Here is a 23,271-nt window from a genome sequence, read left to right as displayed (position 1 = left end):
AACCGGTAGGCGCTGTCCCGCTCAGCGGTACGCGGCGACGGATCCCTGGGCCGTGTGCGCGCGCAGCACCTCGTCCAGGACCCGCCGCAGCCGCAGGGCGTCCGGGGCGACCGCCGTGACGAGGGCCGCGGGTCCGGCGAGCGGGGTGAGGACGGCGGTGTCGCCCAGCAGCCGGGGTTCCACCGGCTTCTCCTCGAACTCCGGCCCCGCGAGGAGGAGTTGCCCGACGGCCCGATAGCCGCCGAGGACCGCTCCGCCGTCCCAGCCGCCGGCCGCGCCGGGTCCGTGGGCGAGTTCCTGGTCGAGCAGCGGGCGCCCGGCGCGGTGGACGGTGAGCCGGGTCAGGAGCGTGCCGGGGCCTTCGCCGTGCCGGCCGAGGATCTGCTCGTCGCGCAGCACCAGCCGGGCGGTGGCGGCGAGGTCGACGCGGGTGCGCATCCGCAGATCACTGCCGTACGCCGAGATGAGCTGCTCGGGGAGCCAGTGCAGCTCCGCGCCCTCCCCCACGGTCAGCCGCACGTCGTAGTGGGCGGGGCCGGCGGCGCGTCCGGGCAGCGCGACGGTCGCCGCCGTCGCGTCCACGGTGAGCCGCGCGCCGTCCTGTACGTCGGCCTCGATCGCGAGCCGGTCGCCGCCGAGCGGTGCGCTCATGGCGCCGACGACGGTGACCCGGGTGCCCGCCCCGGTGGCGCGGGTGCGGCGCAGCGCCAGCGGTCCCTCACCGGTCAGTACGGGCAGTCCGGCGCGGGTGGCGACGATACGGGCGGTGGCGTGGACGCTCCTCTGGTCCGGGCGGTGAGCGTGGGCGCTCATGCGGTCCAGGCGGCGAGCCGCGCCAGCACCCAGTCCGCGACCGGCGCCACCCCGTCCTCGCCGGTCAACGAGGTGAAGGCGACGGGCAGTTCGCCGCGCTGCTCCTTGGCGTCGCGGGCCATCCGGCCGAGGTCGGAGCCGACGTACGGCGCGAGGTCCGTCTTGTTGATCACGAGCAGATCGGCGGTGGTGACACCGGGCCCGCCCTTGCGCGGGATGTCGTCGCCGCCCGCCACGTCGATGACGAAGATCTGCGCGTCCACGAGGCCCTTGGAGAAGGTCGCGGTGAGATTGTCGCCGCCGGACTCGACGAGGATCAGATCGAGCGGACCGACGGCGTCCTCCAGGTCCTCGACGGCTTCCAGGTTGGCGGAGATGTCGTCGCGGATCGCGGTGTGCGGGCAGGCACCGGTCTCGACCGCCTGGATGCGCTCGGGCGGCAGCACCGCGTGCCGGAGCAGGAATTCCGCGTCCTCGCGCGTGTAGATGTCGTTGGTGACGACGGCGAGCGACAGCCGGTCACGCAGAGTGCGGCAGAGCGCCGCGACGGTCGCGGTCTTGCCCGAGCCGACGGGGCCGCCGAGGCCGATACGCAGAGCGCGCCGCCTGCCGTCGGGGCGCAGGGCGTCGGCGCTGACGGCGGCCGGGCCCGAATGGCTGTGGTCGAGATGCATGGTGCGGCTCCTGTCGGGGCGGTACGGGAATGAGGATGCGGGGGCAGGGGCGGGTCTCACGAGGCGAACAGCCGCACCGGCCACCCCGCGTGCGCCTCCGCGGTGATGTCGAGCAGCGGGGCCGAGGCGGCAGGCAGCGCGTCGAGACCTTCCCGCGCCGCCCGTCCCGCCAGCTCCGCGGCCCGCCCGGCGACCCGGTCCAGTTCGGGTGCGAGACGGGCGAGGACGGCGGTGGCCTCGAAGGGGTCGAGGCTGAGCAGCCGTACGGCCGCGGTCGCGGGGCCGCTGACCGTTTCGTACCCGGCGCAGTACGCGGCGTCCTCGGGGCCGAGCCCGGCGGAGCGCGCGGTGAGGCCGAGGACGACGGGCTGGTGCGCGCCGCGCGGCCGGGCGGCGGCGAGCGCGTCCAGTTCGCCGCTGGGCCAGGTGGCGCGGGCGGCGCGCATCAGCTGTCGGCCGAGCTTGCGCGCGGTCGCCCGGAGCGCGGGTGAGGGCGTGCGGGCGTCGGCGGCCTCGTCGAGTTCCCGTGGGTCGAGGCCCCCGGCTGCCGCGGCGGCGAGGGCCGCCGCGGTCAGCCCGGTGGTGTGCAGCCGGCCCCGGCAGAAGGCGGCCAGGCTGGGGGCGTCGTGGATCCGCCCCGCCCTGACGGCCGGTTCGGCCCCGCCCGAGTGGGCGTGACCGCCGGCGGGGAACCGGCCGTCGGCGAGCACGAGCAGTGCGGCGCGGTTCATCAGAACAGGAAGTAACGCTGGGCCAGCGGCAGTTCGGCGGCGGGCGCGGGTTCCACCGGCTCGCCGTCGATGGTCACCGTGAAGGTGTCGGCGTCGACCTCGACGCGCGGCAGCGCGTCGTTCTCCCGCATGTCCGCCTTGGTGATCCCCCGGGTGTTGCCGATCGGCGCGAACCTCTTGGCCAGGCCGAGGCGTTCGGGCAGCCCGTCCTCGATCGCCGCCTCCGCGACGAAGTTGACCGAGCCCGCCGCCGCCGCGCGGCCCAGCGCGCCGAACATCGGTCGCGGCAGCACCGGTTGCGGGGTGGGGATGGAGGCGTTGGCATCGCCCATCTGCGCGTAGGCGATCTGTCCGCCCTTGAGGACGAGGTGCGGCTTGACGCCGAAGAAGGCCGGGTCCCAGAGCACCAGATCGGCGAGCTTGCCGGTCTCGACGGAGCCGATCTCCCGGTCGAGTCCCTGCGCGACCGCCGGGTTGATGGTGTATTTGGCGACATAGCGGCGGGCGCGGTGGTTGTCGGCGCGGCCGTCGCCCGGCAGTGCGCCGCGGCGCTTCTTCATCACGTGCGCGGTCTGCCAGGTCCGCGTGATCACCTCGCCGACGCGTCCCATGGCCTGGGAGTCGGAGGAGATGATCGAGATGGCTCCGAGATCGTGCAGGATGTCCTCGGCCGCGATGGTGGAGGGCCGGATACGGGACTCCGCAAAGGCGAGGTCCTCGGGCACGGCCGGGTTGAGGTGGTGGCAGACCATCAGCATGTCGAGGTGTTCCTCGATGGTGTTGACGGTGTGCGGCCGGGTCGGGTTGGTGGAGCTGGGCAGTACGTACGGCTCGCTGACCACGGTGATGATGTCGGGGGCGTGCCCGCCGCCCGCGCCCTCGGTGTGGTACGCGTGAATGGTGCGGCCCGCGATGGCGGCGAGGGTGTCGCCGACGAAGCCCGCCTCGTTCAGTGTGTCGGTGTGGATGGCGAGTTGGGCGCCGGACTCCTCGCACACCCGCAGACAGGCGTCGATGACGGCGGGGGTGGCGCCCCAGTCCTCATGGATCTTGAACCCCAGTGCTCCGCCGCGCAGTTGGGCGCGCATCGAGTCCTGGGACATCGTGTTGCCCTTGCCGAGCAGCCCGATATTGACGGGGAAGGTCTCCAGCGCCTCGAACATCCGCGCGAGATGCCAGGCTCCGGGGGTGATGGTGGTGGCCTTGGTGCCCTCGGCCGGTCCGGTGCCACCGCCGACGAGGGTGGTGACTCCGCTCGCCAGCGCCTGGTCGACGATGGTCGGCGAGATGAAGTGGACATGCGCGTCGATCGCACCGGCGGTGACGATCTTCCCGTTGCCCGCGATGACCTCGGTCTCGGGCCCGATGACCAGCTCGGGATGGACCCCGTCCATGGTGTCCGGGTTGCCGGCCTTGCCGATTCCGGTGATCCGGCCGTCCCGTACCCCGAGGTCGGCCTTGACGATGCCCCAGTGGTCGATGATCAGAGCGCCGGTGATCACGGTGTCGGGCGCGCCCTCGGCCCGGGTCGTACGGGACTGGCCCATCGACTCGCGGATCACCTTGCCGCCGCCGAACACCGCCTCGTCCCCGGCGCGCCCCGGACCGCCGGAGCGGTCCTCCTCGATCTCGACGAGCAGATCGGTGTCGGCGAGCCGGATCCGGTCGCCGGTCGTGGGGCCGAACAGATCGGCGTACCCGGCACGGGACAGCTCAGTCATCGAGGGGACCTCCGGTCTCTCCCCGCAGGCCCGGCACGACGCGCAGACCGGCGAGGGGTACGAGTACGACGTCGACGGGGATGCCGGGTTCGAAGCGCACGGCGGTGCCGGCGGCGATATGCAGCCGCTTGCCGCGCGCGGCGGCCCGGTCGAACTCCAGACCCGGGTTGGCCTCGGCGAAGTGGTAGTGGGAGCCGACCTGGACCGGCCGGTCGGCGGTGTTGAGAACGGTGAGCGCGGTGACCTCGCGGCCCTCGTTGAGGGCGATCGGCCCGTCGGCGTACAGGATCTCTCCGGGAATCATCGGCCGCGCTCCCCTGTCAGACGATCGGGTCATGGACGGTGACGAGCTTCGTGCCGTCCGGGAAGGTGGCCTCCACCTGGACGTCGTGGATCATCTCGGGGATGCCTTCCATGACATCGTCCCGGCCGAGCACCTTGCGCCCCGAGGCCATGAGTTCGGCGACCGTACGGCCGTCCCTGGCGCCTTCGAGAATGTGCGAGGTGATCAGGGCGACCGCCTCGGGATGGTTCAGCCGCAGTCCGCGCTCCCTGCGCCTGGCCGCCACGTCCGCGGCCACATGGATCAGCAGACGTTCCTGCTCGTGCGGGGTCAGTTGCACGCTTCCACCTCATCGTCTCCGGCCCGGTGACGGCCGGGCGCAGCGGAACCCTAGCCAACTTCAACACTCTGTTGAACTGTGATCCGGGTGGTCACAGCCAGGCATTGCACGTTAGGGCGGAAGTTTTTCCAACGCGTTAACTGATCTTTTGCCGGCCCATGGACGCAGGGCACGCAACCCGCTCCGCGCCACCTCGATGGGCACGTCCCCGAGGAGGACCGGGTCGTATACGGAGCCGTGGTCGTCATCCCGCCGGGGACGCGGCGTCACCTGCCAGGGCCCGGAGGCCGGTCTCCGGCCTCCGGGCCCTGGTGGTCCCGCTGGTGCTCCGCCGCGATCCCGAACCGCCGCCGCTCCCCGGGGGCGGACGGTACGGACCCGAGGGCCGAGACCGAACTGATCACCTGCTCCTCGACCGCCTCCGGCTCTCTCTCGAGCCGCTCCAGATCGGCGGCGGAGACCAGCGCGACCAGCGGCTTCCCGTGCCGGGTCACCACCACGCGCTCACCGCCGTAGACGACGCGGTTGATCAGATCGGCGAGCTCTGCCCGGGCTTGCGTCACCGGAATCTCGTAGGCCATGTCCCCCAGCTTAAGAGGACGACACGCCAGGGACTTTCGATCGGCCCATGGCGTCCGGTGGCGGGTCCCCCGCTCCGGAAGCGGTCACCGCTCCGCGAAATAGGCACGCAGGACACGGGGCTGGAGGCCGTACCGCCGTTTGAACGACGGGTTGCGCCGGCCCAGCTCGGCCCAGTCCCGGCCGGACGCCCAGGCTTCCCGCATCACGTGGGCGTAGGACACATAGAACGGGCTGTATCCGGGGGTGTCCTTCTGGGCGTAGCCGACTGCCCAGTAGTGGAGCCGGGTGTCGTCGGTGAGGGTGAGCGCGGAGGCGATCATCCGGTCCTCGACGCGGAGTTCCACGGCGTGGACGCAGTCGCCCAGTTCCCGCACGAAGTCCTGGAAGAGACCGGGCCGGTAGTAGTCGGCGTTGCCGAACTTGGCGGCGGTGGCACGCGCCAGCCGTACGAAGCCGTCCAGATCCGCGTCCCCCACGTCGGCCGTACGAACGCCGACCCCCGCCCTTTCCGCCTCGCGCAGATCGTGCCTGAGGTTGTGCCTGGCCTTCCTGCTGAGGGCGCGGGTGAGGTAGTCGTCGAATCCCGTGTACTGGTCCAGGGTCAACCCCCATCCCACATCGATGTCGACCCCGCTGAAACCGGCCTCGGTCAGCTGGGCGTCCAGCGGGCTCGCGGCGTCCGCGTTGACGATGCCGCACAGGCCCGCGTCCCACGCGGACGCCAGATCCCGCAGCGCGGTGACGGCGCGCCCGGCGGCGGACCGGCTTCCGGGGCCGGGCCGCACGGGCAGCACGGTGTCGTAGCAGTGCCAGGCGTGACTGAGCAGGGCGGTCCGGCCGGCCGCGTGGGGGTAGTGCTCCGCGATCACCCGCATCGGGTCGACATCGCGTTGCAGATAGGCGGGCAGGGCCGCGTGCGCCCGCCCCGACCCGTCCTCCACCAGGAGGTACGCGGTGCGCAGGACCGGGTGCAGCGGATGCTTCTCGAAGGCGCGCAGGAACGGGCGGCGATAGAAGACAGGGGCGCGGGCCGCCGTCATCAGGTCGTCCCACCGCTCGTCGACGTCGTCGATCGCGGTGTGGACACGCACGGTGTAGTCCATGACGGCCCCCTCAGTCCCGTGGGACCCAGTCGAGGATCACTTTGCCCGCGTGGCCTTCGGCGGCGGTGGCGAAGGCCTTCTCGTAGTCCTCCGCGACGAAGTGGTCCGTGATGGTGAACGACGGGTCCATGCCCTGGTCGAGCAGGTCGGCCATGGCGTGCCAGGTGTCGAACACCCGGCGTCCGCTGATCCCCTGGATGGTCAGCATGCGCAGGGAGATGTCCGCCCAGTCCGTGGGTACGTCCTCGTCGGGCAGGCCGAGGGCGGCGATCCGGCCGCCGTGGGCCATGGCACCGATCAGATCCCTCAGGGCGGAGGGGTTGCCGGACATCTCGAATCCGATGTCGAACCCCTGCGCCAGGCCGAGCGCGGTGGGGTCGATGGGTCCGTCACCGGCGTCGATGACGAGATCGGCACCGGCGCGGTGTGCGAGGTCGAGCCGGAAGGGGCTGACATCGCTGACGGCGACCAGACGCGCGCCCCGGTGGCGGGCGACCGCCGCGGCCATGGCACCGATCGGCCCCGCTCCGGTGACCAGTACCGTCCGGTCACGGACGGGGAAGGTGTCGGCGACATGGACGGCGTTGCCGAAGGCGTCGAACATGGCGGCGACGTCCAGGGAGACACCGGGCCGGTGCACCCAGACGCTCCGCGCGGGCACCGCCACGTATTCGGCGAACGCGCCGTCGCGCTGGACTCCCAGGCCCTCCACCGTGTCGCACAGATGCTGCCGGCCGGCCCGGCAGTTGGCGCAGGTGTCGCACGTCATATGGCCTTCGGCGCTGACCAGTTGGCCGGGCAGCAGGCCCCCGACCCCGGCCCCGGCCGCCACGATCTCGCCGACGAACTCATGGCCGATGACCCGTGGTGCCGTCACCGTCCGCGTCGCCCACGGGGTCCCCTTGAGGATGTGCAGGTCCGTGCCGCAGATGCCGGTGCGCAGCACACGGACGAGGACGTCGTGGCGTCCCGGCTCCGGCGTGGGTACGTCGGTGAAGTCGAGCCCTTCGCCGGGCCCGCGTTTGACGAGGGCCTTCATCGCGCACCCGCCGAACCGGCGCCGTCGACCGCCCGGCCCCTGACCGCGTCCAGCGGGACGGCGATGCGCTGGTCGTTCTTGTCCACGAGCCACTGGTCGATGTCCAGCAGCCACCACCGGTGGACTTCGAGCAGATAGAAGCGGCGCGGTCCCTCGCCCCTGAACTCGTCCAGCGGCAGGCGCCACTGGCGGCGGACCTCCTCGTCCGGGAAGTTCCGCTCGTAGTACCAGGCGCTGAGCTCTTCGAGTTCGTCCGCCCCCACCGGCCGCGCGGTGCCGGTGAACTGCGCCCCGTCCAGCCCGAAACCGGGCAGCTCGGTCAGATAGATCGAGCCGGATATCCGCGGGTCCGCGTCGATATTGCGTGAGTGCCGGGCCCGGCGCAGTGAGTACCACAGCAGCCGGAGGGGGTTGCGCAGCGGTACGTAGTTGACGGTGGAGGCCCAGGCTCCGTCGGGACCGTGGGTGGCCAGGGTGGTGAAGCGGCCGTTCTCGATGAGGAAGCCGCTGCGTTCGGCGAGTTGAGGCAGGGGTGTCATGACGGCTCGTACTCCTTGGCGGTGTCGAGGATCGCGGCGTGCGGCGCGGACAGGTAGGGCGCCCAGAACTCGGGCGGGCCGGCGGCCGACGGCGACAAGCGGTGCGACTGCCACCGCACGGGACCGAATCCGGCCTCCCGCAGCGCCTGCTCCAGGGTCGTCACGCTCCAGTAGCGGGCGGTGATGCTGACGTCGTGCGAGGCGAAGGACAGGGCGAGATCCACCGGGGAGCCGTCCTCGGGGGACTCGCCCGTGCGCAGCCGGAATCCGTAGCGTTCGTAGTGGCGGGGGTCGTGGTGGGCTTCGGGATGGATGGGCAGGGTGACGAACCTGCCGCCCGGCCGCAGCGCGTCAGCCGCGGTCCGGCACAGACCCACGAGTTCCTCGTACGTGGTGGCGTACGGGAGGACGTACACGCCGAGGACGAGGTCGAAGCCGCCCTCCAGTCCATCCGGCAGGTCACCGTCGGCATAGCGGACGCCCAGGGGCTCCGCGGCCTCCTGCGCGCGGGCGTGGTCGATCATGCCGCCGGACTCGTCGAGCCCCACGACCAGCGCGGCGCCGCTCCGTGCCAGCGCCCGGCTGTAGACGCCGCTGCCGCAGCCGAGGTCCAGGACCTTGAGCCGCGAGAGGTCGCCCAGCAGCCCGAACACACTGGGGAATTCGAGGTCGCGGCGGAACGGCAGCCGCGAGAAGTCGTCGTAGATCTCGGCCAGTTCATCGAATTGCGTCATCGAAGGCTCTCTTTCCGTGTGGGTCGCGGGCACAGCGGTGGCTGCCATCGGGCCTCCTCGGGGAGGGTGCGGAGAGGAATCGGGCCATACTCGTCCCAGGCACCGGGATCGGGATGAAACGCCGCGAGACCGGGAATATCTCCAACAGTTACCCATCGGCCCGCCCCCAAGCGCGGTCCGCCGTGATCGATGCGTGCACGCGTTGAACGCTTGTGCCATCGCGCATGCGACGGAATCGAACGAGGCGCACCGGGCACGTCCTGAGGAGACCAGGGGGCCGTGGCCCGCCATCAGCCCAACCGACACCTTGCCCGGCTGCTCAACGAGGCCCGCTGGAATCCGGCGGAACTGGCCCGGAGCGTCAACGATCTGGGCGCGGCTCAGGGCCTGCGCCTGCGCTACGACCGCACCTCGGTCGCCCACTGGCTGACCGGATCCCGCCCCCGGCCTCCCATACCCGACCTGGTCGCCTCGGCGTTCAGCCGCCGCTGCGGACGGCTCGTCACGACGCTGGAGACCGGCCTCGCGCAGGGCCCGCAGGCGACCGAGGATCCGCTCCTGGCCGACCAGGACATGCCGGGCACCGCCCTGGACCGGCTGGCCGCCCTGACGCACGCCGACACCGACCCCGCGCGCCGGGCCGTCCTCACCGGCTCCGCCTATGACCTGGGGGCCACCAGCGCGACCTTCTGGAGCCCCGAGCGGCCCGCCGTCCCGCCGCCGGCACGCGTCACGGGCCCCCGGGCCACCCCGGCCGACGTCCAGCGCCTGCGCTGGATGGTCCATGTCTTCGCGGATCTGATGGAACGTCACGGCGGAGCCCACGCGCGCACCGCCCTGACCGCCTACCTGACCGACGACACAAGCCGTCTCCTGGCCGCTCCCGCCCGCCCCTCCCTGCGCCGGGAGTTGTTGAGCGGTGCGGGGCAACTCACCCATCTGCTGGCCCGTATGAGCATGGACGCGGCCCATCCGAGCCTGGCCCAGCGTTACTTCACCGCGGCCCTGGGGCTCGCCCGCGAAGCCGACGACCGCGGCCTCTTCGCGACCACCCTGCGCGCCATGAGCACCCAGGCCCTGTACCTCGGGTTCGAGGAGCACGCCGGAGATCTCGCCGACGCGGCCGTCGACACCGCCGGCCGGCGCGCCGACCCGGCCCTCCGGGCCTTCGTCCTGAGTCAGCGCGCACTCACCCACGCCCGCGCGCAGCGCCGCCGCGAGGCCGTCAGAGATCTCACGGCGGCGGAGACGCAGCACGACCGCGCGACCGGCCTGCCCGGACCGTTCACCCACTACCCCCGGCCCGGACTCGACTACCAGCACGGCAGGACGCTGATCGCCCTGGGGGACACCGCGGGAGCGACGCGGCTCTTCGCCGGCGCGGCCGAGGCCCGCGCCGAGGACCGCCACAGATCAAGTGCCCTCACCCGGGCGCGGCTCGCCGACACGCTCCTGACCCTGGGTCACCTTGAGGAGTCCTGTGTCCAGTGGCACGTCTTCCTCGACCACTACCCGAGTCTGCGGTCGGCCCCCGCCGACCAGGCGCTCAGGCGTCTGCGCGGATCTCTGAGCGGGTTCCGAAGACGGCCGTACGCCGCCGCCGTGCTCCACCGTGCCCGGGGTCTCACCGTCCCGCCGTCGCCCACCTGACCGGGGCGTATCCGAGCGGGGCCCATCCGAGCGGGGCGACCCCGACCGGGGCGTCCGCAACGGGCTGAAAGCAAAAGGATCGTCCATGCCCGAGGTGTAGCGCCACGCCACCACCGGCGAACCGCCGGAGCGGGCGAGGCGCGGAGAGTACACCCGCAGAATCGCTTCCTGTCTGCTCCATTCGACCGAACGCGCCCACGGCGAACGCCTCTTGCTCCGGATTCCCCGGCCTACCCCGCATCTCATTTTCTGTACGTCCTGTACATTTTTCACAGAGCCCGCGAGAACCGCGAGACGCGCGTACGAGGAGAGGCACGCCATGAACCGTCCGTCAGCCCGCTACGTCCTGCCCGAGTTCACCGAGCGGACGAGCAACGGGACCCGCACCCTCGACCCGTACTCGAAGCTCCTCGAAGGGCGGATCATCTTCCTCGGCACGCCGGTCGACGACACCGCGGCCAACGATGTGATCGCGCAGCTCATCCACCTCGAATACGCGGCGCCCGACCGGGACATCTCGCTCTACATCAACTCCCCGGGCGGGTCGATCAGCGCCATGTCCGCGATCTACGACACGATGCGGATCGTGACCTGCGACGTGGAGACCGTCTGCCTCGGGCAGGCGGTGTCGACCGCCGCCGTACTGCTGGCCGCGGGGGCACCGGGCAAGCGGCTGGCGCTGCCCGGCGCGCGGCTCCTCCTCCGGCAGCCCGCCATCGAGGAGCCGGTCCAGGGCCGGCCGTCCGACCTGGAGATCCACGCGCGGGAGATGCTCCGACTGCGGTCGCTGCTCACGTCCATGCTGGTGCGTCACACCGGGCAGAGCACCGAGCGGATCACCGAGGACATCGAGCGCGACACGATCCTCGACGCGCCGGCCGCCAAGGCGTACGGACTGCTCGATCACGTCATCCGGAACCGCGAGGCGTCCCTCGACACGCCGCGCGACCCCTTCGGCGGGCGGTGAACGCCCGCGCCGGCACGGCGAGTCGTTCCCGTATGGACGCCGCCCATACGGGAACGACTCGCACGTTCGGCGTATGAACCGTCCGGACGAGTACGGGGTCCCGAGTTGCGCGATGCGACCGGATCGTCCAGGCGCCCCGAACTCCCTTGCAGGTACGGCCCTCGTCGGGGCTCATGCCGTCGGCGTGACACACCCCTTCACCACCCCTTTGGGGCATCCGTGATGAACTTCACATATCGTCGTTTCGTCTCGGATATCCACCTGTTCCTGCGTCAAGATCCGTGGGACGACAAGCCCCCGCCACCGCGGCGGGGCGGTCCGGGCGGACGCCGAGTCCTGCCGCCGCACCGGATGCCTGGTCGACAGGAGTGGATCGGCAGGAGTGGAGGACCCAGGCAGAACGGGACGACGCCCGGTGTGGTCGTCCCTCGGGGTGAAGTCGTGAGAGCGGCCGGGCAACTTCGCCAGCCCGAACCCGACAGGTCATCCTTCACAGGCGGCTGACGAAGGGTTGCGCATGACCGCGCAGACGAATGTCCCGTCTCTGCTGTCCAGGACCGGTGCGGTTTCGGTCCTCACACTCGCCGCGCTCGGCGGCACGATGCTCGTGCCCGGCGCCACGTCCGAGGCCGAGGCCGCCACGCGCGCGGTCAACGCCCTCAAGATCGCCGCCTCGAAGAAGGGCTCTCCGTACCGGTGGGGAGCCACGGGGCCCCACCGCTTCGACTGCTCCGGGCTGACGCTCTACTCGTTCAAGAAGGCCGGCAAGAAGCTCCCCCGTACCGCCCAGCAGCAGTACAACTCGTCCCGCCATATCTCGCCCTCCCAACGACGCAAGGGGGACCTGGTGTTCTTCCACTGGGGCAACAGCGTCTACCACGTCGGCATCTACGCCGGCAGGGGAAGGATCTGGCACTCGCCCAAGACCGGGTCACTGGTGCGGCTGGAGCGGATCTGGTCCCGGAGCGTCCTGTACGGCCGGGTGAACTGACCCCGGCCGCCGGCACCGGCCCTCTCGCCATCACCGCCCCCGGACGCGTCGGAGGGGGCCGTCCCCGCTCCGGCGGGGACGGCCCGGGACCGGGGGCACCGGCCGACCGGCTCAGCTCACGTCGGCCGCCACCGGGACCGTCCATGGCAGGACGATCCAGACCGTCTTGCCCCCCTCCGCGGTCGGGGTGACGGAGAGCTGTCCCCCCTGCTCGGCGGTGAGCGAGCGGACGATCACCATGCCGCGGCCGTTGTCCTGCTGAACGGCCGCGGGCAGCCGTTGCGGCCAGCGCGGATGGCTGTCGGTGACTCCGACGCGCAGCTGCTCGTCACGTTCGAGGCTGACCTCCACGGTGAACGTGGGTGACTGCCCGAAGGTGTGCTGTACCGCGTTGGTGGCCAGTTCCGAGACGATCAGCCGGACCGTCTCGGCCATGTCCTCCCGCACCGGCAGCCCCCACTCGGCCAGCAGGTCCACGACGTATCTTCGCGCCGCGGTGACCGAGGCGGGATCGCTCGGCAGGGTGATGGATGCTTCCTGGTGGTCTGCCATGGCGACGCCGTCCCTTTCCCGCCGGGCCTGGCTCCGGCACAGAGCGAATGACTGCGCGGACGGCCTCGGACCGTGCTTCGCGCCAGCCTCCCACTGATCGTGCCGTTCCCAGGGCCGATCCACCGAGATCTGCATATATCTGTCGCTCAAAGCGGTGAACTCTGCAACGCGAGACCGTATTTGGGCGCCGGAAAGATATCTTCTCCGCCGCGGCGCCCGAGGGCGCGACGAACACAGGGCGGGGAGGCAATCATTCATGCGGCATATTCCAGCGGTGCGCCGGCGCAGGCTCGGCGAGGAATTGCGCAAGCTGCGGCAGAGCGCGGGACTGACGAGCGGTGAGACCGCGCGGCTGCTCGGCTGGCACCAGTCGAAGGTCAGCCGGCTCGAGACGGGCGTCAGCGGGGTGAAGGACGAGGATCTGGCCGGACTGCTCGACGCGTTCGGCGTCACCGACGCACAACAACGGCTGCTGCTGGGCGCCTTGGCGGGGACCACCAGCAGCGGACAGGGGTGGTGGATGGCGTACGGCGGCGTGATCCCGCCACAGTACCGGGACTTCATCAGCCTGGAGTCCCAGGCCCGCACCGCGCGCACACTGGAGACCTCCGTGGTCCCCGGCCTGCTCCAGACCCCCGCGTACGCCCGTGCCGTGACCCGTGCCGCGCTCGGCGGACTGCCCGCCACGACGGTCGACTCCCTGGTCGAGGTGCGGCTCGCCCGCCAGGAGGTGCTGCGCGCCGGCATACCCCTGGAGCTGCACGCCGTGCTGGACGAGGCCGTTCTGCGCCGCGAGGTGGGCGGGCCCGGTGTGATGCGGGAGCAGTTGCGGCGGCTCTCGGAGCTGGCCCGTCTTCCGCATGTCTGCCTTCAGGTGCTGCCGTTCACGGCCGGCGGCTATGTAGGACTGACCGGCCCTTTCGTTATCTTCTCATTCCCGCACATTACTGATCTGGATTTGGTCGTTCTCGACCATTTGACGAATAGCCTCTATCTGGAGCGGAAAGAAGACCTTGAGGCGTACTGCGCGGCGTTCGGCACCATGCAGGCGCATGCCCTCTCGACAGAGGATTCATTGGATCTCATCGCCGGGATCGGTGACGGCGCCTAGGGAGCATCATGACCCCCCACCTGACATGTCCATCCGCATGGCATCGCAGCAGCTACAGCACCGGCGCGAACAACTGTGTGGAGTGCGCCCCCATCGCCGTGGGCGGACTGGCCGTACGTGACTCCAAGGAAGTGACCCGACCCCATCTGTTCTTCTCGGCGGACGCGTGGACTTCCTTCGTCTCCGCGCTGCGCGACGAGGCGCCCGCGCACTGACCGCCCGGGGCCGGTCGGCTCAGCTCGCGTCCCCCGGCGCGAGCGCGACGATCGTGTCCACCGCCGTGCCGATCTGCTGATCCGTCAGATCGGCACGCGCGGTGAGCCGGATCCTGGAGATGCCGTCCGGCACCGAGGGCGGACGGAAGCACCCCACGGCCAGCCCCGCCGCACGGCACTCCGCGGCCCAGCGCACCGCCGCTTCGGGCGACGGCGCCCGTACGGAGACCACGGCGGCGTCCGGTCGTACGGCCGTCAGACCCGCCCCGGTCAGCAGCCGGTGCAGCGTACGGGCCACCTCGCGCGCCCGCTCCGGCCGGGCGGGCTCCCGGCGCAGCAGCCGCAGACTCTCCAGCGCGCCGCCCACGGCCGCCGGCGCCAGTCCGGTGTCGAAGATGAACGTACGGGCGGCGTTGACCAGATGGCCGATGACCCGTGCCGGGCCGAGTACCGCGCCGCCCTGGCTGCCCAGGGACTTGGAGAGCGTGACGGTGGCCACCACTCCGTTGGCACCGGCGATGCCCGCCGCGTACGGCGTGCCCCGGCCTCCCGCGCCGAGCACCCCCAGTCCGTGCGCGTCATCGACGAGCAGGGCCGCGCCACGGGTACGGCAGACCTCGGCCAGTTCACCGAGCGGCGCCGCGTCGCCGTCCACGGAGAACACCGCGTCGCTCACCATGAGCGCCCGCCGCCCGGCGTGCGCGTCGAGTGTCTTGCGTACGGCCTCGGGTTCGGCGTGCGGGACGACCACGGTCTCGGCGCGCGAGAGCCGGCAGCCGTCCACGATCGAGGCGTGATTGCCCGCGTCGGACAGCAGCAGCGCGTCGCGGGCCGTGAGCGCGGTGAGGGCGGCCAGATTGGCCGCGTATCCGGAGGAGAGGACGAGCGCGGCCTCGAAGCCGCAGAACGCGGCCAGTTCACTTTCCAGTTCGGCGTGCAGTTCGGTGCTGCCCGTGACCAGCCGGGAGCCGGTGGCGCCCGCGCCCCAGCGGCGCGCGGCCTCCGCCGCCGCGCCGGTCACGGCAGGGTGGCGGGTGAGCCCCAGGTAGTCGTTGCTCGCCAGGTCCAGCAGTCCGGATTCGGCGGGGCGCGGCCGGAGCGTACGGACCAGACCCGACTGTTCACGGCGGCGCGCCTCGTCGTCGGTCCAGTCGAAGGGGTCGCGCTCCATGGTCCGGTCCTTTTGTAGGCAACGCACAGACCTTAGCCGGGCCGCCACGGGGGCAGGGTGTGGTCATACACACACGTCGATCCGATGGCCTTGTGGGATTCCTCCTTTTCCCGGACGTCCTCCGTGGGCAAGGATCAGCACCATGGACCTGCTGAACACGCTGGTGGAGAAGGGTCTGCGGCGCGAGCCGCCGACCCGCGAAGAAGCGCTCGCCGTACTGGCGACCTCCGACGACGAACTGCTCGATGTGGTGGCCGCGGCCGGGAAGGTGCGCCGTCAGTGGTTCGGGCGGCGGGTGAAGCTCAATTATCTGGTCAATCTGAAGTCCGGGCTGTGCCCCGAGGACTGCTCGTACTGTTCGCAGCGGCTCGGCTCCAAGGCCGAGATCCTCAAGTACACCTGGCTGAAGCCCGACGAGGCGTCGAAGGCGGCGGCGGCCGGAGTGGCGGGCGGGGCGAAGCGGGTCTGTCTGGTCGCGAGCGGCCGGGGTCCGACGGACCGGGATGTCGACCGGGTCTCGCAGACCATCGAGGCGATCAAGGAGCAGAACGAGGACGTCGAGATCTGTGCCTGTCTCGGGCTGCTCTCGGACGGCCAGGCGGAGCGGCTGCGGGCCGCGGGCGCCGACGCGTACAACCACAACCTCAATACGTCCGAGGGCACCTACGGCGACATCACCACCACCCACACCTACGCGGACCGGGTGGACACGGTGCAGCGGGCGCAGACCGCCGGGCTGTCCGCGTGTTCGGGGCTGATCGCCGGCATGGGCGAGAGTGACGCGGATCTGGTCGATGTCGTCTTCTCGTTGCGCGCGCTGGACCCCGACTCGGTGCCGGTCAACTTCCTGATCCCGTTCGAGGGGACACCGCTCGCCAAGGAGTGGAACCTCACCCCGCAGCGCTGTCTGCGCATTCTGGCCATGACGCGGTTCGTCTGCCCCGATGTGGAGGTCAGGCTCGCGGGCGGGCGCGAGGTGCATCTGCGCTCGATGCAGCCCCTCGCGCTCCACCTGGTCAACTCGATCTTCCTCGGGGACTATCTGACCAGCGAGGGCCAGGAGGGCAAGGCGGACCTGGAGATGATCGCGGACGCGGGTTTCGAGGTGGAGGGCGCGGACACGACCACGCTGCCCGAGCACCGTCGCGACGGATGCGGCCCGTGTGGCGGAGACGCGTCCCGGACGTCCGCCGAAACCACTCCGGCCGAACAGGCCGAACAGGCCGACCCGGTCACGGACACCGGGGCGCCCCGTACGGACCTGGTGGCGGTACGCCGTCGCGGCGCCGGTACCGACTTGGCGCCCAATGCCTGAGACCGCCCCTGGTGAGCTGCTGGCCCTGGACCGGGCCCATGTCTGGCATCCGTACGGCCCCATGCCCGGCCGTGCCGAACCGCTGGTCGTGGAGTCCGCGTCCGGGGTCCGGCTGCGGCTCGCCGAACCCGCCCACGGACAGCGCGAGTTGGTCGACGGCATGTCGTCCTGGTGGTCGGCGATCCATGGCTACAACCACCCCGTGCTCAACGCGGCGGCACACGGCCAGCTGGACCGTATGAGCCATGTGATGTTCGGCGGGCTCACCCACGAGCCCGCCGTGCGGCTCGCGGCGCTGCTCGTCGACATCACCCCGGAGCCGCTGCGCCATGTGTTCCTCGCCGACTCGGGCTCGGTGTCGGTCGAGGTCGCGGTGAAGATGTGTCTCCAGTACTGGCGTTCGGTGGGCCGCCCGGCGAAGCGGCGGCTGCTGACCTGGCGGGGCGGCTACCACGGGGACACCTGGCAGCCGATGTCCGTGTGCGACCCCGACGGCGGGATGCATGACCTCTGGTCGGGGGTGCTGCCCCGGCAGATCTTCGCGGACGCGCCGCCCACGGAGTACGAGGAGACGTACGCCGACGGCCTGCGCGCGCTCATCGCCCGCCACGCGGACGAACTGGCCGCGGTCATCGTCGAGCCGGTGGTCCAGGGCGCGGGCGGGATGCGCTTCCACTCCCCCGCGTATCTGCGGGTGCTGCGGGAGGCCTGCGACGCGCACGATGTGCTGCTGATCCTCGACGAGATCGCGACGGGGTTCGGCCGTACGGGGACGCTCTTCGCCGCCGAGCAGGGGGGCGTCTCGCCGGATGTGATGTGTGTCGGCAAGGCGTTGACCGGCGGGTATCTCACGATGGCGGCGACGCTGTGCACCTCACGGGTGGCCGAGGGCATCTCGCGCGGCGAGGTCCCGGTACTGGCGCACGGGCCGACGTTCATGGGCAATCCCCTGGCCGCCTCGGTCGCCCGCGCCTCGATCGAGCTGCTGCTCGACCAGGACTGGGCGCGGGAGGTCAAGCGGATCGAGGCGGGCCTGCGCGAGGGGCTCGCGCCGGCCGCGTCCCTTCCCGGTGTACGGGAGGTACGGGTGCTGGGCGCCATCGGCGTCGTCCAGCTGGACCACGCGGTGGACATGGAGGCCGCGACACGGGCGGCGGTACGGGAGGGCGTATGGCTGCGGCCGTTCCGCGACCTCGTGTACACCATGCCGCCGTATGTCACGGATGACCGGGATGTCGAAACAATCTGCCGCGCGGTGACGGCGGCGGCGAGAGAGGGCTGAAGCATGCCGGTGGTGATCGTGACGGGAACCGGGACGGAGATCGGCAAGACCGTCGTCACGGCGGCGGTGGCCGCCGTCGCGCTGGCGCGCGGGCGTACGGTCGCGGTGCTCAAGCCCGCGCAGACCGGTCTCGGCCCCGACGCGCCGGGTGATGTGGCGGAGGTCGCGCGGCTGGCGGGCCCGGTCACCGCCGTCGAACTGGCGCGCTACCCCGAGCCGTTGGCCCCCGCGACCGCGGCGCGGCGGGCCGGGGCGCCGCCGGTGGGGCCGGACGAGATCGCCGTCGCGGCCGAGAAGCTGGCGACCGAGCACGATCTGGTGCTGGTCGAGGGCGCGGGCGGACTGCTCGTACGGTTCGACGAGAGCGGCGCGACGCTCGCGGACGCGGCCCGGCTGCTGGGGGCGCGGGTGCTGGTGGTGGCCCCCGCCGGGCTCGGCACGCTGAACATGACCGCGCTGACGGCGGAGGCGCTGCGCGCGAGATCGCTGACGCTGGACGGGGTCGTGATCGGCCGCTGGCCCGCCGTGCCCGATCTCGCGGCGCGCTGCAATCTCGCGGATCTGCCGGACGCGGCGGGCGCGCCGCTGCTGGGCGCGGTCCCGGAGGGCGCGGGCGGGCTGGCTCCGGAGGAGTTCCGGGAGCGCGCGGTGTCCTGGCTGGCGCCGCGTCTGGACGGACGGTGGGACGCGGGGACGTTCGCGCGGGAGGCGTCCGCCTGAGGCGGCCGGGGCGGCTGAGGTGGCCGGGGCGGATGAGACCGGCCGGATGCGTGGGGCAGCCGGGACACCGGAGAACTCCAGAAGTGTCCGGACGGTCTCAGAGGCTCCAGCCGCGCAGTTCGGCGGCGATGGCCTGGACGTCGGCCGTACCGTCCTTGACCAGTTTCGCCAGGTCCCGGACGCGCTCGGGCGAGGTCACGACCCGCAGCCCGCTCGCCACCAGATAGCCGTAGGCCACGGCGGAGGCGAACAGCGCGTTGGAACGTTCCAAGGCCGGGACATGCAGCAGCAACTGGAGGAGAGCGGCGGCCCGTGCGTGCGGGTCGCCGTAGACGGGCGTGCCGAATATCTCCGCCTCGTGGCGGCTGACGGCGGCGACCAGGGCGCCCCAGTCGGTGACCTGCGGATCGCCGGGCGTGTTGTGCTCCGCGACCATGAGGAGCCAGGCGAGTTCGATCCGAAGGGTCAACGCGCGCCCGCGCGCTCCGCGCCGAACTCCTCGGTGAAGACCGATTCGTACTGCTTCATGAAGTCGGCGGCGGACTCCACGAACGTACGTCCGGCCTCCCCCGCGTCCTGTTTGACCAGCTCCTCGATATAGCGGTTCACGCTCATCCCCCGTTCGGAGGCCCGCAGGCGCGCGGCCTCCGCGGTGGTCTCGTCCACGCGTACGTTCAGCTGCGTCTTGGCCATACCACAAAGCTAGCGCGCCAGTGCTAGCAACGGCAAGACGGCCAGGGCGCGCCCTCTCTCCCCGGTGGCGGCGCACTACCCCTGGTGGCGGTGGGGCGCCTAGGGTCGGCTCCATGACCATGACACGCCCTTTCCGATTCGGTGTGAACATGACCACGCCCGACGTCGGCGACACCTGGCGCGCGCGGTGCGTACGGGCGGAGGCGCTCGGCTACGACGTGATCCAGGTGCCGGACCATCTGGGGATGGTCGCTCCGTTCCCGGCGCTGGTGGCCGCGGCGGCGGCGACCGAGCGGCCCCGGCTCGGCACCTTCGTCCTCAACGCCGCCTTCTGGAACCCCGCGCTGCTCGCCCGGGAGATCGCGACCACGGACGCCCTGACCGGGGGCCGTCTCGAGGTCGGGCTCGGCACCGGTTATGTGCGGGAGGAGCACGAGCGGGCCGGTCTGGAGTTCCTTCCGCCCGGCGAGCGGGTCGGTCATCTGATCCGTACGGTCACGGAACTGGACCGGCTGTTCGGCGACGGGACGGAGCTGCCCCGGCCCGTACAGCGCCCCCGGCCGCCCCTGCTGATCGGCGGGAACGGCGACCGGATGCTGCGGCTGGCGGCCGAGCGCGCCGAGATCGCCGCGTTCACCGGGGGCCGGGCCACCAAGGTGGGCAGTATGCGCGCGCTCGCCGCCCCTGAGCTGGCCGAGCGCGTCGAGGCGTACCGGGGTTTCGAGGCCGGGCGGGCGGTTCCCGCCGAGCTGAATCTGCTGCTCCAGTACGTCGCCGTCACCCCGGACCGCAGGGGGGCGGTCCGGGACCTGCCGGCGATAGCACCGGAGCTGACCGAGGACGAGCTGCTGGATCTGCCGCTGATCGCCGTCGGCACCGTACGGCAGATCGCCGACCAGCTGCGGGGGCTGCGCGAACACCTCGGCTTCAGCTATTTCTCCGTCCTCGACCCGTTCATGGAGGCGCTCGGTCCGGTGATCGAGGAGCTGAGCGGCAGCTGACCACGGAATGGAATCCGTTCGACCCGCCCGTCCGGACGGTGATGGGATCACCGTATGAACGATTTCCGGATACGGGCCGCCACGCCGGCCGACCTCGACGCGGTGCTGGCCTTCTGGAAGGACGCCGCGGAGGGGACCAGCATCACGGACGACCGCGACGGCGTGGAGCGGCTCGTGGCCCGCGACCCCGAGTCCCTGATCCTCGCGGAGCGGATTCCCGGGGAGCGGATTCCCGCGGAGCCGCTCCCCGGGAATCCGCTCCCCGCCGGGCGCGACGGCGCGAGGGCGGGCGCGGTGATCGTGGGCACGGTGATCGCTGGCTTCGACGGCTGGCGCTGTCATCTCTACCGGCTCGCGGTCCATCCGGACCAGCGGCGTCTGGGCATCGGCACGGCACTGCTGACGGCGGCGGAGGAACGCTTCGCAGAGCTGGGCGGGCGGCGTGGCGACGCGATGGTGCTGGACGACAACGAACGGGCGCACCACGCCTGGCGGGCGTCCGGCTACGGCCCTCAGCCGCAGTGGACCCGCTGGGTGAAGCCGCTGGGGGGCGGCTGATCCGTCCGGCACCGCGGGCGCGCCGCACCGCGCGGACGACGCCGGACGGCCGACATCGCGCGGACCTTCCCCCGCTGACCGATCATGAGACGGAGGTGAATCGATGACCGAGGTGCTACCGCTCATCGTGGCGGTGCTGCTGTCGCTCGCCTGCGGGGCCTTCGTGGCGGCGGAATTCTCCCTCACCACCGTCGAGCGCGGGGAGCTGGAGCGGGCGGCCGAGCGCGGGGAGCGGGGCGCGGCGGGGGCGCTGAAGGCCGTACGGAGCCTCACCTTCCAGCTCTCCGGCGCCCAGCTCGGGATCACCGTGACCAATCTGGTCGTGGGCATGCTCTCCGAGCGGTCCATCGCCCGGCTGATCCGCGGACCGGTCGAGGCCGTGGGGCTGTCCCCCTCCGTCGCCTCTTCGGTGGCGCTGGTGATCGGCACGGCCCTGTCGACCCTCTTCCTGATGGTCGTCGGCGAGCTGGTCCCGAAGAACTGGGCGATCTCCTCGCCGCTGGCCGTCGCCAAGGTGGTGGCCACCCCCCAGCGGTACTTCACCGCGGTCTTCCGCCCGTTCATCGGCCATCTCAACAACACCGCGAACCGGATCGTGCGCGGCCTCGGCCTCGAACCCACCGAGGAGCTGGCCTCCGCCCGCGGCCCGCAGGAGCTGGCCGCCCTGGCACGGCACTCCGCGAAGGAGGGCGCGCTGGAGCCGGACACCGCCGAGCTGTTCGTACGGACGCTCAGCCTGTCCGCGCTGACCGCCGAGAACGTGATGACCCCACGGGTGCAGGTGATGGCCCTCGATGTGCGCGCCACGGCGCAGGACGTCGCCAACGCCAGCCGCGCCACCGGTCTGTCGCGCTTTCCGGTCTACCGGGGCAGCCTCGACACCGTCGTCGGCACCGCGCACATCAAGGACGTACTGGCGGTCCCCGCCGAGCGGCGGCCCCGGCAGCCGGTGTCCGGCTTGCTGCGGGAACCGCTGCTGGTGCCGGAGAGCCTGACGGTGGACCAGTTGCTCGACCGGTTGTCGGGCGGCGCCACGATGGCCGTCGTCATCGACGAGTACGGCGGGACGGCGGGCGTCGTGACACTGGAGGACATCGTCGAGGAGGTCGTCGGCGAGGTGCGCGACGAGCACGATCCGCAGGAGACCCCCGGGCTGGCGCTGCTGGGCGAGGACGCGGAGGGGCATGGACTGTGGTCGGCGGACGGCGCCGCGCGCGCCGACCAGCTGAGGGCCGTCGGGCTGCGGATGCCCGAGGGGCCGTACGAGACGCTCGCCGGTCTGATCGCCACGGAGCTGGGCCGTATCCCCGCCGAGGGCGACCGTCTCGAACTGGACGGCTGGGATCTGGAGGTCGTGGACGCCACGGGCCGGCGCGCGGCCCGGCTGCTGCTGCGCGCGCCGCCCGGCGCGTCCGGTGAGGACAGCGAGGAGGAGGCATGATCACCGCGATCCAGTTGTTCATCGGTCTGCTGACGCTGGTCGTCAACGCCTTCTTCGTCGCGTCCGAGTTCGCCCTGATCTCCGTGCGCCGCAGTCAGGTCGAGCCGGAGGCGGAGGCCGGCAACCGGCGGGCGCACAGCGTCATCTGGGGCCTGGAGCATGTGTCGGCGCTGCTGGCGGCGGCGCAGCTGGGCATCACGCTGTGCACGCTGGTGCTCGGCATCGTCGCCGAGCCCGCCATCGCGCATCTGCTGGAGCCGCTCTTCGACGCGGTGGGGGTGCCGCACGGCCTGGTGCATCCGATCTCGTTCGTGATCGCGCTCACCGTGGCCACCTATCTGCACATGCTGCTGGGCGAGATGGTGCCGAAGAACGTCTCGCTGGCCGGTCCCGTGCGGGCGGCGCTGCTGCTCGGCCCGCCGCTGGTCGCGCTGGCGCGGGCGCTGCGCCCGGTGATCTTCACGGTCAACGCCTTCGCCAACGCCCTGCTGCGACTGCTCCGGGTGGAGACGAGGGACGAGGTGACCGCCACCTTCTCCGACGACGAGCTGGCCCGGCTGGTCACGGACGCGGGCCACGCGGGGCTGCTGGACGACCGCGAGGCCGAGCGGCTGCACGACGCGCTGGAGCTGGGACGCCGGCCGGTGCGCGATGTGGTGATGCCCCTGGAGCGGGTGGTCACCGCGCGGCTCGGGATCACTCCGGAAGGGCTGGAACGCCTGGCGGTGGAGACGGGATTCTCGCGCTTCCCGGTGGTGGACACCGCGCGCCGGATCCTCGGCTACCTCCATGTGAAGGACGCCCTAGACGCCGTTCCGCGCGACGAGCCGTTCGCCGTCCGGGGGATGCGGGCGATCGCGCGGGTACGGGCCACGACGCCGATGGACGACGTACTGACGGCGATGCGCCGCAGCCGTACACATCTGGCCGCGGTCGAGGACGAGGAGGGCAGGCTCGAAGGGCTGGTGACGATGGAGGACGTACTGCGCGAGCTGGTCGGCAGGCACGCGTAGCCCGCGGGGGCGGGGGTGGGCTCGAAGGCCCT

At 71.7% G+C, this 23,271-nt stretch carries 26 protein-coding genes, 1 pseudogene and 1 riboswitch; of the genes and pseudogenes, 12 read left to right on the top strand and 15 right to left on the bottom strand.

Translation table 11 applies throughout. The features are described from left to right. Positions 1–21 precede the first annotated feature (21 nt). From ACIOGX_RS33350 to ACIOGX_RS33300, 11 genes are all read right to left on the bottom strand, one after another. Positions 22–813, bottom strand: coding sequence for an urease accessory protein UreD (locus ACIOGX_RS33350; RefSeq protein WP_401918384.1), 792 nt, complete (start codon positions 811–813; stop codon positions 22–24). Further along, on the bottom strand, positions 810–1,487 hold the full coding sequence (ureG, locus tag ACIOGX_RS33345) for an urease accessory protein UreG (protein ID WP_356516976.1): 678 nt from the start codon (positions 1,485–1,487) through the stop codon (positions 810–812). The genes ACIOGX_RS33350 and ureG overlap by 4 nt, the downstream gene beginning before the upstream one ends. Positions 1,488–1,543: 56 nt before the next feature. After that, positions 1,544–2,218 carry an urease accessory UreF family protein gene (locus ACIOGX_RS33340; protein WP_356516974.1) on the bottom strand — a complete coding sequence of 225 codons (675 nt, stop codon included), beginning with the start codon at positions 2,216–2,218 and terminating at the stop codon, positions 1,544–1,546. Beyond that, a complete protein-coding gene (locus ACIOGX_RS33335) occupies positions 2,218–3,939 on the bottom strand; it encodes an urease subunit alpha (protein WP_401918381.1) in 1,722 nt (573 codons plus the stop codon). Before ACIOGX_RS33335 ends, ACIOGX_RS33340 begins: the two co-directional genes overlap by 1 nt. Next, complete coding sequence (locus ACIOGX_RS33330) at positions 3,932–4,243, bottom strand: urease subunit beta (protein WP_356516970.1); 312 nt, start codon at positions 4,241–4,243, stop codon at positions 3,932–3,934. Before ACIOGX_RS33330 ends, ACIOGX_RS33335 begins: the two co-directional genes overlap by 8 nt. A gap of 16 nt (positions 4,244–4,259) precedes the next feature. Further along, the gene (locus ACIOGX_RS33325) at positions 4,260–4,562 is read right to left on the bottom strand and encodes an urease subunit gamma (protein WP_356516968.1); all 303 of its coding nucleotides are present in this window, start codon (positions 4,560–4,562) and stop codon (positions 4,260–4,262) included. A 266-nt stretch (positions 4,563–4,828) separates the two neighbouring features. After that, positions 4,829–5,143: a type II toxin-antitoxin system Phd/YefM family antitoxin gene (locus ACIOGX_RS33320; protein ID WP_401762335.1), complete on the bottom strand. Its 315-nt coding sequence runs from the start codon at positions 5,141–5,143 to the stop codon at positions 4,829–4,831. A gap of 84 nt (positions 5,144–5,227) precedes the next feature. Then, positions 5,228–6,247, bottom strand: coding sequence for a GNAT family N-acetyltransferase (locus ACIOGX_RS33315; protein WP_401918378.1), 1,020 nt, complete (start codon positions 6,245–6,247; stop codon positions 5,228–5,230). A 10-nt stretch (positions 6,248–6,257) separates the two neighbouring features. Beyond that, positions 6,258–7,286, bottom strand: a complete 1,029-nt coding sequence (gene tdh, locus ACIOGX_RS33310; RefSeq protein ID WP_401918376.1) for an L-threonine 3-dehydrogenase — start codon at positions 7,284–7,286, stop codon at positions 6,258–6,260. Further along, a complete protein-coding gene (locus ACIOGX_RS33305) occupies positions 7,283–7,825 on the bottom strand; it encodes a pyridoxamine 5'-phosphate oxidase family protein (RefSeq protein WP_401918374.1) in 543 nt (180 codons plus the stop codon). Before ACIOGX_RS33305 ends, tdh begins: the two co-directional genes overlap by 4 nt. Next, on the bottom strand, positions 7,822–8,559 hold the full coding sequence (locus ACIOGX_RS33300; RefSeq protein ID WP_401918372.1) for a class I SAM-dependent methyltransferase: 738 nt from the start codon (positions 8,557–8,559) through the stop codon (positions 7,822–7,824). Before ACIOGX_RS33300 ends, ACIOGX_RS33305 begins: the two co-directional genes overlap by 4 nt. 279 nt (positions 8,560–8,838) lie before the next feature. On the opposite strand from ACIOGX_RS33300, the gene ACIOGX_RS33295 reads away from it, so the two are divergent. The 3 genes from ACIOGX_RS33295 to ACIOGX_RS33285 all read left to right on the top strand — a co-directional run bounded on the left by ACIOGX_RS33295 (position 8,839) and on the right by ACIOGX_RS33285 (position 12,167). Further along, entirely contained in the window at positions 8,839–10,209 is a 1,371-nt protein-coding gene (locus ACIOGX_RS33295; protein ID WP_401918370.1) for a hypothetical protein, read from the top strand. Between the two features lie 319 nt (positions 10,210–10,528). Then, complete coding sequence (locus ACIOGX_RS33290) at positions 10,529–11,176, top strand: ATP-dependent Clp protease proteolytic subunit (RefSeq protein ID WP_356516956.1); 648 nt, start codon at positions 10,529–10,531, stop codon at positions 11,174–11,176. A gap of 317 nt (positions 11,177–11,493) precedes the next feature. Continuing rightward, a riboswitch (cyclic di-AMP (ydaO/yuaA leader) is annotated at positions 11,494–11,690 on the top strand. Between the two features lie 3 nt (positions 11,691–11,693). Further along, on the top strand, positions 11,694–12,167 hold the full coding sequence (locus ACIOGX_RS33285; protein WP_356516954.1) for a C40 family peptidase: 474 nt from the start codon (positions 11,694–11,696) through the stop codon (positions 12,165–12,167). A gap of 111 nt (positions 12,168–12,278) precedes the next feature. On the opposite strand, the gene ACIOGX_RS33280 is transcribed toward ACIOGX_RS33285, so the two are convergent. Continuing rightward, complete coding sequence (locus ACIOGX_RS33280; RefSeq protein ID WP_383975406.1) at positions 12,279–12,719, bottom strand: ATP-binding protein; 441 nt, start codon at positions 12,717–12,719, stop codon at positions 12,279–12,281. Between the two features lie 256 nt (positions 12,720–12,975). Between ACIOGX_RS33280 and ACIOGX_RS33275 the strand changes: the two genes are divergently transcribed. Further along, on the top strand, positions 12,976–13,830 hold the full coding sequence (locus ACIOGX_RS33275; RefSeq protein ID WP_356516950.1) for a helix-turn-helix transcriptional regulator: 855 nt from the start codon (positions 12,976–12,978) through the stop codon (positions 13,828–13,830). An 8-nt stretch (positions 13,831–13,838) separates the two neighbouring features. Next, positions 13,839–14,045: a DUF397 domain-containing protein gene (locus ACIOGX_RS33270; protein WP_129769217.1), complete on the top strand. Its 207-nt coding sequence runs from the start codon at positions 13,839–13,841 to the stop codon at positions 14,043–14,045. A 19-nt stretch (positions 14,046–14,064) separates the two neighbouring features. Here ACIOGX_RS33270 and ACIOGX_RS33265 read toward each other — a convergent pair whose 3' ends face one another. Further along, positions 14,065–15,216 (bottom strand): 8-amino-7-oxononanoate synthase, encoded by a 1,152-nt coding sequence (locus tag ACIOGX_RS33265; RefSeq protein WP_356516948.1) that lies wholly within the window; start codon positions 15,214–15,216, stop codon positions 14,065–14,067. Positions 15,217–15,358: 142 nt separating this feature from the next. Here ACIOGX_RS33265 and bioB point away from each other — a divergent pair. The 3 genes and pseudogenes from bioB to bioD form a co-directional block, all read left to right on the top strand. Beyond that, positions 15,359–16,394: pseudogene (bioB, locus tag ACIOGX_RS33260) on the top strand (biotin synthase BioB); the annotation flags it as partial. Between the two features lie 129 nt (positions 16,395–16,523). Next, positions 16,524–17,813, top strand: a complete 1,290-nt coding sequence (locus ACIOGX_RS33255) for an adenosylmethionine--8-amino-7-oxononanoate transaminase (RefSeq protein ID WP_384770032.1) — start codon at positions 16,524–16,526, stop codon at positions 17,811–17,813. Positions 17,814–17,816: 3 nt separating this feature from the next. Then, complete coding sequence (bioD, locus tag ACIOGX_RS33250; protein ID WP_401762357.1) at positions 17,817–18,533, top strand: dethiobiotin synthase; 717 nt, start codon at positions 17,817–17,819, stop codon at positions 18,531–18,533. Between the two features lie 97 nt (positions 18,534–18,630). Here the strand turns inward: bioD and ACIOGX_RS33245 are convergent, their stop codons facing one another. After that, entirely contained in the window at positions 18,631–19,002 is a 372-nt protein-coding gene (locus tag ACIOGX_RS33245) for a fic family toxin-antitoxin system, toxin component (RefSeq protein WP_383975391.1), read from the bottom strand. Beyond that, the gene (locus ACIOGX_RS33240) at positions 18,999–19,226 is read right to left on the bottom strand and encodes an antitoxin (protein WP_356516938.1); all 228 of its coding nucleotides are present in this window, start codon (positions 19,224–19,226) and stop codon (positions 18,999–19,001) included. The genes ACIOGX_RS33245 and ACIOGX_RS33240 overlap by 4 nt, the downstream gene beginning before the upstream one ends. A gap of 119 nt (positions 19,227–19,345) precedes the next feature. On the opposite strand from ACIOGX_RS33240, the gene ACIOGX_RS33235 reads away from it, so the two are divergent. From ACIOGX_RS33235 to ACIOGX_RS33220, 4 genes are all read left to right on the top strand, one after another. After that, on the top strand, positions 19,346–20,227 hold the full coding sequence (locus ACIOGX_RS33235; protein WP_356517123.1) for a TIGR03621 family F420-dependent LLM class oxidoreductase: 882 nt from the start codon (positions 19,346–19,348) through the stop codon (positions 20,225–20,227). Between the two features lie 54 nt (positions 20,228–20,281). Then, complete coding sequence (locus tag ACIOGX_RS33230) at positions 20,282–20,785, top strand: GNAT family N-acetyltransferase (protein ID WP_356516936.1); 504 nt, start codon at positions 20,282–20,284, stop codon at positions 20,783–20,785. A 103-nt stretch (positions 20,786–20,888) separates the two neighbouring features. Continuing rightward, positions 20,889–22,226 (top strand): hemolysin family protein, encoded by a 1,338-nt coding sequence (locus tag ACIOGX_RS33225; RefSeq protein ID WP_384770047.1) that lies wholly within the window; start codon positions 20,889–20,891, stop codon positions 22,224–22,226. Further along, the gene (locus ACIOGX_RS33220; protein WP_356517121.1) at positions 22,226–23,239 is read left to right on the top strand and encodes a hemolysin family protein; all 1,014 of its coding nucleotides are present in this window, start codon (positions 22,226–22,228) and stop codon (positions 23,237–23,239) included. The genes ACIOGX_RS33225 and ACIOGX_RS33220 overlap by 1 nt, the downstream gene beginning before the upstream one ends. Positions 23,240–23,271 lie beyond the last annotated feature (32 nt).

The organism is Streptomyces sp. NPDC088147 (assembly GCF_044741565.1).
Lineage (GTDB): Bacteria > Actinomycetota > Actinomycetes > Streptomycetales > Streptomycetaceae > Streptomyces.
The sequence above is the reverse complement of the archived record's forward strand: the minus strand, read 5'-3'. Positions and strand labels throughout refer to the sequence as shown.

Bases quoted from the DNA above. Each gene is read 5' to 3' on its own strand.
- ACIOGX_RS33330 (WP_356516970.1), bottom strand. From the start codon at position 4,243: ATGATTCCCGGAGAGATCCTGTACGCCGACGGGCCGATCGCCCTCAAC.
- ACIOGX_RS33270 (WP_129769217.1), top strand. From the start codon at position 13,839: ATGACCCCCCACCTGACATGTCCATCCGCATGGCATCGCAGCAGCTAC.
- ACIOGX_RS33305 (WP_401918374.1), bottom strand. From the start codon at position 7,825: ATGACACCCCTGCCTCAACTCGCCGAACGCAGCGGCTTCCTCATCGAG.
- ACIOGX_RS33350 (WP_401918384.1), bottom strand. From the start codon at position 813: ATGAGCGCCCACGCTCACCGCCCGGACCAGAGGAGCGTCCACGCCACC.
- ACIOGX_RS33335 (WP_401918381.1), bottom strand. From the start codon at position 3,939: ATGACTGAGCTGTCCCGTGCCGGGTACGCCGATCTGTTCGGCCCCACG.
- ACIOGX_RS33340 (WP_356516974.1), bottom strand. From the start codon at position 2,218: ATGAACCGCGCCGCACTGCTCGTGCTCGCCGACGGCCGGTTCCCCGCC.
- ACIOGX_RS33275 (WP_356516950.1), top strand. From the start codon at position 12,976: ATGCGGCATATTCCAGCGGTGCGCCGGCGCAGGCTCGGCGAGGAATTG.
- ACIOGX_RS33290 (WP_356516956.1), top strand. From the start codon at position 10,529: ATGAACCGTCCGTCAGCCCGCTACGTCCTGCCCGAGTTCACCGAGCGG.
- ureG (WP_356516976.1), bottom strand. From the start codon at position 1,487: ATGCATCTCGACCACAGCCATTCGGGCCCGGCCGCCGTCAGCGCCGAC.
- tdh (WP_401918376.1), bottom strand. From the start codon at position 7,286: ATGAAGGCCCTCGTCAAACGCGGGCCCGGCGAAGGGCTCGACTTCACC.
- bioD (WP_401762357.1), top strand. From the start codon at position 17,817: ATGCCGGTGGTGATCGTGACGGGAACCGGGACGGAGATCGGCAAGACC.
- ACIOGX_RS33225 (WP_384770047.1), top strand. From the start codon at position 20,889: ATGACCGAGGTGCTACCGCTCATCGTGGCGGTGCTGCTGTCGCTCGCC.
- ACIOGX_RS33315 (WP_401918378.1), bottom strand. From the start codon at position 6,247: ATGGACTACACCGTGCGTGTCCACACCGCGATCGACGACGTCGACGAG.
- ACIOGX_RS33280 (WP_383975406.1), bottom strand. From the start codon at position 12,719: ATGGCAGACCACCAGGAAGCATCCATCACCCTGCCGAGCGATCCCGCC.
- ACIOGX_RS33300 (WP_401918372.1), bottom strand. From the start codon at position 8,559: ATGACGCAATTCGATGAACTGGCCGAGATCTACGACGACTTCTCGCGG.
- ACIOGX_RS33320 (WP_401762335.1), bottom strand. From the start codon at position 5,143: ATGGCCTACGAGATTCCGGTGACGCAAGCCCGGGCAGAGCTCGCCGAT.
- ACIOGX_RS33230 (WP_356516936.1), top strand. From the start codon at position 20,282: ATGAACGATTTCCGGATACGGGCCGCCACGCCGGCCGACCTCGACGCG.
- ACIOGX_RS33285 (WP_356516954.1), top strand. From the start codon at position 11,694: ATGACCGCGCAGACGAATGTCCCGTCTCTGCTGTCCAGGACCGGTGCG.
- ACIOGX_RS33265 (WP_356516948.1), bottom strand. From the start codon at position 15,216: ATGGAGCGCGACCCCTTCGACTGGACCGACGACGAGGCGCGCCGCCGT.
- ACIOGX_RS33240 (WP_356516938.1), bottom strand. From the start codon at position 19,226: ATGGCCAAGACGCAGCTGAACGTACGCGTGGACGAGACCACCGCGGAG.
- ACIOGX_RS33235 (WP_356517123.1), top strand. From the start codon at position 19,346: ATGACACGCCCTTTCCGATTCGGTGTGAACATGACCACGCCCGACGTC.
- ACIOGX_RS33255 (WP_384770032.1), top strand. From the start codon at position 16,524: ATGCCTGAGACCGCCCCTGGTGAGCTGCTGGCCCTGGACCGGGCCCAT.